The organism is Deltaproteobacteria bacterium (assembly GCA_019308995.1).
Classification (GTDB): domain Bacteria; phylum Desulfobacterota; class Desulfarculia; order Adiutricales; family JAFDHD01; genus JAFDHD01.
In genome coordinates this window covers 1-6,627 of record JAFDHD010000151.1, presented here as the reverse complement: position 1 = coordinate 6,627, position 6,627 = coordinate 1, and the positions used below count along the sequence as shown (strand labels likewise).

7 protein-coding genes are annotated in these 6,627 nt (G+C 50.7%); 3 read left to right on the top strand and 4 right to left on the bottom strand.

Annotated features, from left to right (window positions below; all coding sequences use genetic code 11):
• From JRI95_15855 to JRI95_15845, 3 genes are all read left to right on the top strand, one after another.
• On the top strand, positions 1-775 hold a 775-nt coding region (locus JRI95_15855), incomplete at its 5' end, for a class I mannose-6-phosphate isomerase (protein MBW2063017.1).
• Between the two features lie 271 nt (positions 776-1,046).
• Positions 1,047-2,096, top strand: coding sequence for a VOC family protein (locus JRI95_15850; GenBank protein ID MBW2063016.1), 1,050 nt, complete (start codon positions 1,047-1,049; stop codon positions 2,094-2,096).
• Positions 2,097-2,218: 122 nt separating this feature from the next.
• Complete coding sequence (locus JRI95_15845) at positions 2,219-3,073, top strand: 3-hydroxybutyryl-CoA dehydrogenase (GenBank protein MBW2063015.1); 855 nt, start codon at positions 2,219-2,221, stop codon at positions 3,071-3,073.
• 41 nt (positions 3,074-3,114) lie between these two features.
• Here the strand turns inward: JRI95_15845 and JRI95_15840 are convergent, their stop codons facing one another.
• The 4 genes from JRI95_15840 to JRI95_15825 all read right to left on the bottom strand — a co-directional run bounded on the left by JRI95_15840 (position 3,115) and on the right by JRI95_15825 (position 6,518).
• Entirely contained in the window at positions 3,115-3,861 is a 747-nt protein-coding gene (locus JRI95_15840; protein MBW2063014.1) for a sugar phosphate isomerase/epimerase, read from the bottom strand.
• Positions 3,862-3,921: 60 nt separating this feature from the next.
• The gene (locus tag JRI95_15835) at positions 3,922-4,674 is read right to left on the bottom strand and encodes a YkgJ family cysteine cluster protein (GenBank protein ID MBW2063013.1); all 753 of its coding nucleotides are present in this window, start codon (positions 4,672-4,674) and stop codon (positions 3,922-3,924) included.
• Positions 4,675-4,685: 11 nt separating this feature from the next.
• Positions 4,686-5,468: a YkgJ family cysteine cluster protein gene (locus tag JRI95_15830; protein ID MBW2063012.1), complete on the bottom strand. Its 783-nt coding sequence runs from the start codon at positions 5,466-5,468 to the stop codon at positions 4,686-4,688.
• Positions 5,469-5,603: 135 nt separating this feature from the next.
• The gene (locus tag JRI95_15825; protein ID MBW2063011.1) at positions 5,604-6,518 is read right to left on the bottom strand and encodes a PAC2 family protein; all 915 of its coding nucleotides are present in this window, start codon (positions 6,516-6,518) and stop codon (positions 5,604-5,606) included.
• Positions 6,519-6,627: the final 109 nt, after the last annotated feature.

The following is a 6,627-nucleotide window of genomic DNA, read 5'->3' as shown; positions in this document are numbered from 1 at the left end:
CGCGGTCAGGCTGGAAGGATCGGGGCCGGGTAAGACCGAGGCCTGGTACATCCTTGAAGCCGACGCCGGGGCCAGGCTCGTGCTGGGACTCAAGGCCGGGGTTGATCGGACCGGTCTCTCCGAGGCTCTGGAAAAGGGGCAGGTCGAAAGCGTCCTGCGCGGAGTGGAAGTCCACGCCTCAGAGGCTTACTACGTCCATGCCGGACTTCTCCACGCCATCGGCCCGGGGGTGACCCTTTTCGAGATTCAGCAGAACGTTGATTTGACATACCGGTTCTATGATTGGGGTCGGGTAGATGACCAGGAGAGGCCCAGGGAGCTTCACGTCAGTAAGGCCATGGAAGCGCTTGACGCGAGCCCCGGAGAGGTGGAGCCTTTTTACGGCCTTTCATATAAAAAGGAAGGGATGCGCATCACCGCTCTGGCTGCCGGCCGCTATTTTGCTCTTGAACGCTGGGAAATAGAGAACGAATGGGACGGCCATATGAGTGGGAGCCGATTTGAGGTCCTGACGGTTATGGCCGGTGTGGGGCGGCTTGAGGCAGCCGGTTCTGAAGAGGTGGTTGAACTCACCCAGGGCCAAACTATTCTTCTGCCTGCCGCCCTGGGAGACTACCGAATCCTAGAGTCCAGCGGGTTGATTCTCTTGCGTTCTTTTGTGCCTGACCTTGAAGCTGACGTTTTCCGACCTCTTAAGGGTCTCGGTTTTTCACCTGGAGAAATACAAAAGCTGGCCGGGCGGCGCAGGCCCAACGACCTGTCGGTTTTCAGTTAGAACAATAAATTATGTGCAGGCTGTTGAATGAGTGTCTGTTTCTTCAGGCCGGGCATTTGGCCGGACACTATATGAGAGTTTACGGCCGGTGAGAAAGTCCTGGACAGACTCCTCTGTCTGAGGCATATCCCTCTCCTTTATTGGTGAGCGATATCTGTCCGCTAGGCGATTCTCCTTAACCTTTTATTTTAAACGCTAAGCGTTTAAAATTATGGGTGCGTCGGTTATAGTAAGTTATTCTCCTGTTCATTGTAAAAGGAGGTCATCGAGCATGGGAACAAAAGATGAGAAGCAACCGGTCATAGAGGTCAAGGGAAAGGAGATAATTCAGGTCGGGATCGTGGTTCAAGACGCCGCGAAAACGGCAAAGCGCTTTTCAGAACTTTTCGGCATCGGGCCTTGGATGTTTTTTGATACAGCTCCCGCTAAAATGATTCTGCACGATAAATCCCTTAAGGATGGGGAATCCGCCATGAGGCTCGCCATCGCTAACCTGGCCAGAATGCAGATTGAGCTGATTCAGCCTTTGTATGGGTTAAGCACTTATCAGGAATTTTTAAAGGAGCAGGGGGAGGGTGTTCACCACCTGAGCTTCGGGTCAATAGATAACCATGACGAGTTTGTGACGGCCTTGAAGAGGCAGGACATTGGTATTGAAATGCAGGGCCTTCTGGGGGGCGCCTTGACCTTTACCTACATGTCCACCCAAAAGGATCTGGGGACCATCTTTGAGGTCCTCAAACCTGCTCCCCCTGGCACTCACAATACTCTTGAGCCGTGGGGCACCTATGCGCCTCAGGGACCGGGCTCAATCAATATCAAAGGCAAGGAAATCGTTCAGGTTGGTATTGTGGTTGAGGATGCCGAGAAAATGGCCCGGCGTTACTGGGAAATTTTCGGCATAGGGCCGTGGGTGCTCATTGATTTCAAGAAACCGCATGTGACCGACGCCGTCTTCCACGGTATAACGATGACTGATACCGATTTTCATGTAAAGGCTGCCCTGGCTAACCATGGAAACCTCCAGTTCGAACTGCTCCAACCGGTAGAGGGACCGAGTACCCACATGGAATTTTTAAAGACGCACGGTGAGGGTGTGCATCACCTGAGCTTTGGCGAAGTAGACGACCATGACGAGGTCGTGTCTGCCTTTGAAAATCAGGGCATCAGCATTGAGTCCACAGGACTCCTGGGAGGCGCGGCCATCTTCACTTACATGGCGACCCAGAAGGATCTGGGGACCATCTTTGAGCTGGTGAAGGTTCATCCCGGAGTTCAAAGCACGCTGGTGCCGTATGGCACCTACCCGCCATCTAATTGAGAGGCACTGGGATTAAGTTTAAATGCAGGCTAACTCATGTTATGAGCAATAATCGAATATGCATGAAGAACATAATTGTATGATCACCTTAATAAATCCTTCAGCCAATAAAGGGGCAGAAAATGGAAATTAAAAACGTTGGTGTCATTGGCGTGGGAACCATGGGCAGTCAAATCGGCATTGTCTGCGCCAGGGGAGGCTACGAGACAACCATGGTTGATCTGTCTGATGACCGGCTAAAAGAAGGATGGCAAAGAATACAATCATTCCTGCAGGGCCAGGAGAAACGAGGCCGGATGGACAAGGAGTTGGTGGACACGATTCTGTCACGCATCACCACCAGTATTGACCTGGAAGAAAGTCTAAGTAAGGCTGATCTGGTAATCGAGGCGGTTTATGAGGACATGGAGATAAAGAAGGAGGTTTTTCAAAGGATGGATAAGGCTGCCTCGGCGGAAACCATCCTGGCCAGCAACACTTCCACGCTTTGGATTACCGAGATTGCCACCGCGACGAACCGTCCGGAGAAGTGCATTGGGACTCATTTTCTGATTCCCGCGGCTTTAACGCCGCTGGTCGAAGTTGTGCGCGGCGTAGAAACCTCTGATGAAACCCATGATAAGGTGGTGGCTTTTCTTCGAAACTGCGGGAAAGAAACGGTAACGGTTGTTGACGCTCCCGGTTTTGTTATCAACAGGATCTATCTGCCGATGATCAACGAGGCCTTCTGTATTCTTGAAAATGATCTTTGCAGCGCTGAAGAAATTGACAGGAGCTGTACCAAAGGATTGGGCTTCCCTTTAGGCCCTTTGGCGGCAGCGGACGCCTCCGGGCTGGATATCGTCCTGGCCTGTATCCAAACACTCCATCGAGAATTGGGAGAGAAATACCGGCCGGCTCCCCTGCTGGTAAAGCTCGTCAAGGCCGGCCATCTCGGCCGTAAGACCGGACAAGGGGTTTACCGCTATGGCAAATGACGCCGAACTGAAAAACTGAATACCACTATCTCCATTTTCAGTCAGGATGAATTCAGCCAGAATTCAGTGACCCGCTTTCGGGCCAGGGCCATTTCATGCGGCGCCACTTCAAGGGTTGCGGTCTGGTTGTAGCCTTTTTGCTTCAGCAGTCTAAAAAGTTCGGTAAAAGCCACCTTCCCCTCTCCAGGGATAAGGTGCTCGTCGTCACGGTAGCTTTTCCCGCCGTGATTGTCATGCAGATGTAAATGACTGATGCGGTCAGGTAGACGCCTTATTATTTCCGGGGCAGTGCTGGTCCGATGAGTAAGCATCGCATGACCCACGTCCAGGGTGAGATCTAAATGGGGAACTTTGAGTAATGCTTTCTCAAGGTCAGCGGCCCCCTCGCTCAAGTTTTCCAGATTGACATGAACACCCAGCTCCACTCCCCAGCCAACGATCTGATTCAGAAGATCAATTTTGCCTTGAATGGTTTCAGGCGGTATCCAGCGAGAGTCAACGTTAAAATGAATGGTTAAAATAGCGACGTCCAAGCGGCTTGCTTCTTCCAGGGTCTGTCTGAGCCGGGGTAAGTGTTTGTCGGTCAGGTGTGTCAAATCCCGGGGATTGCCTTCATTAGGGCCGTGGGCTAATAACGACAGGTCTCGCTGTTTCGCTAACTCTCTCCAGGCATGTTCCTCCTCAAGCCCGCCTGAACAAGGCAGAGTAATCTCCAGCACTTTAAAACCTTGAGCCAGGATCGTTTCGATGTCATCGAGGTTGTGAGTCCGAGCGCAGAGTTCAATCATAACGCCTCCCTGTGAAGCACGTATATATCTGACAATATTAACTGACGATTGTTGTCCTCTCTAACCTTCCTCACGAATGTACATCGTCTGCTTGCCAAAAAGGGAAAACTGGAGCCACTTGAAACCGAATTTCAGCAAGGCCAGGTCATCGGTTCTGATGGCTTCGATAGTCTTGGAATCCAGAACGAAACGTTCACAAAACCGGCTTTGGAAGATGAACTCCCGGAACCGGTCCAGGTTATAGGAGGCCATGAAGAACATCTGCATCTTTTTTGAGCGATGTTCCGGTGGTCCGAGCGAAGCCCTTGAGGTAATAATCTCCATCCAGAGGTCGTTTATGGCATTGTATTTGATGAGGCCCTGGTCGGCCTGCCATGTCTCCACGGTCCACTCCCGCTCTTCATTGAAACCCTGGCAGTGGTCTTCCTTTACCAGAAAAAAAATCTCCCGACCGCCAGGGGCCGAACCCCGCCCTAGAGGGTAGATGCGGCAGGCTCCAGGACGGTCTTCATAAACCGTACATCCCTCTGGCGAGACAAAGGGACAGGGGCGGCCTTCCTTCTCGGACATCTTAAGCTTTACGCGGGGAAACGGCTGGCGGTCTTCAACTTTGGTTTCCGCGTATTTTTCGAGGAACTGATTCGAAGTCATCCTCAGTTTATTTTTCAAACAGAGGATATCATATGGGGTCAGGATCAGGTTCAGGTCGGCGCAGCAGCGGTTGAAGCAGACGATCTCTGGATGGCAGGTAAAGCGAAAGGTTTTTCCTTCCAGGGGCTGAAAGAGGCCATGGGCCTGATTAAAAGGATTCACAGGAGGAGACCTTAATCTGGCTCGACGCCTTGTTTCTTCCTGGCTTCTAAAATTTCGGGTTTGATTTTCAGGGTTCGTTCGCTAAAAAGCCCGAATTTTATCCAGTCCATGCCAAAGCGAAGCAGTTCGGTGTCATCCACCCGGAGCTGTTCGATGGAGTTTTCATCCAGATCAAAGATGTCAAGGAAGCTGCTCTCAAAGATAAACGCCCTGAACTTATCCAGATTATAAGTGGCCATGATGATCATGTCCTTGATCTGGGGATTGGTCACTTCCATTTCTTTGAGTTTGGGATGCCCGGTAATCTCGGTGAAGTAGTTATAGGTCCGCTGGTAGTCCATGATCCCTTGTTCTTCCAGCCATTCAATGACCCGCATCTCACGGTCTTCTTTTAGACCGAGGCACGCGGATGGATCAGCCAGAATGGAGAATTTTTCATCATCGCCCATGTCCAGGGGGTACATGCGGCAGGGCCAGGGCCGGTCTTCATAAACCTGGCAGCCCTCAGCAGTAACAAAGGGACACGTTTTCTTTTCATCGTCAGACATCCTGAGCACTACCAGGGGAATGAACTGATTCTGGGTGGCCAGGAGGTGGGTGTACTTTTCCAGAAACTCGGAAGAACTGAGTCCCAGTCTGTTTTTTAACCTCAGGACATCATAAGGACCTAAAAAGATGTTAATGTCTGCGCAGCAGGTGGTAAAACATGCCACTCCCGGGTGACAGTGGAAGCGGAAGCGGTCCTTTAGGCCCAGTTTAACTTGGTTTGTTTGGCTCTTAGATTTTTTGTTCATTAGGATTTACCTGTCAAAAATGGATTCTTGCCTTCTCAAATTACCCGGCCGGGATACCGAGAAATAACACAGAAAGCTGTAATCTGTCAATTAAGAAGCATGGTGAGAAAGGGGCTGAAGGTGATGGAGGAGATATTATTCACTATTTTCTCTTTCCCGCTTCAGGAATTCGTCTATGGAGATAACCTTGCCTCTTGAGGCAGAAGAATCTAGCAGCGAGCGCCTGGAGGAGGGATCGTCCTGTTTGCCATGCTCTTCTTCCAGTTCCTGGATAAATTTTTTTAATTGCGGATTCTCCTGCATGAGGACCTGGATCTTGTGATCCATCTGCTCGAGGCCCTCGACCAGATCGCTTGTATTAACGGTAAAGCCAATTATGCGGGTCAATATTTCCACGAGGCGGAGGTGTACCTTGAGGTTACCGGTATGAATGTAAACCGGAGCATGGCCCCAGAGGCCGAAGACCGGTATGCCTTTTGACCGTGCCTTGAACGAAAGCATACTGTGTATGCTGATAGGACCATCGTATTCAACCAGGGCTACGTTATCGAACTCCTCGATCAGCCCAAAAGTTGATTTAAATTCTTCAGATGAAAAGACAACCGAAACGCGGGGTTCCAGCCAATGAGGCAGGTAGTCGTATGTCCCGCCCAGGGTGTAGATGCTTCCCACGCCGAAATCTTGAGCCAGGCCAAGAATCAGATCTGAAAAGGCCTCCCAGCGTAAGTCTGGCTCCTGCCCCAGGAAAAGAATCAAGTCCTGATCATTTTTTTCGCCCTTGACGTAGAAAAATTCGTTTTTCGGCATACTGATTGCGCTGACCAAACCGTGATGGATACTGCCAGAAGGCCGGTGCGAAGCAAAATCATAGAAAGCATCGGTTTTCATGAAGGCCAGGGGCCGGGACTTAAGGCGGTGGAGCAGAAAGGTCAGGGTTCCGGTGGAGACGTCACCAGCATTGGGCCACCCGGAAAAGCCCATGATGAGGGCAGGCCGGTCAAGCTCAGGCTCATCCAGGTAGCAAAGGTCTGATATGGTTTCCTCTTTCATTAGCAAAGCTCGCTCTGTAAAACGTATCAATATTATTCATCATACTGCAAACCATTCTGATATTTCAAGGTCTTCCATGATTTTGTGTTAGCAATATTAAAATGTCCCC

Excerpts from the sequence above, each read along its gene's own strand:
- JRI95_15850 (MBW2063016.1), top strand. The coding sequence starts at position 1,047 with ATGGGAACAAAAGATGAGAAGCAACCGGTCATAGAGGTCAAGGGAAAG.
- JRI95_15845 (MBW2063015.1), top strand. The coding sequence starts at position 2,219 with ATGGAAATTAAAAACGTTGGTGTCATTGGCGTGGGAACCATGGGCAGT.
- JRI95_15830 (MBW2063012.1), bottom strand. The coding sequence starts at position 5,468 with ATGAACAAAAAATCTAAGAGCCAAACAAACCAAGTTAAACTGGGCCTA.
- JRI95_15825 (MBW2063011.1), bottom strand. The coding sequence starts at position 6,518 with ATGAAAGAGGAAACCATATCAGACCTTTGCTACCTGGATGAGCCTGAG.
- JRI95_15840 (MBW2063014.1), bottom strand. The coding sequence starts at position 3,861 with ATGATTGAACTCTGCGCTCGGACTCACAACCTCGATGACATCGAAACG.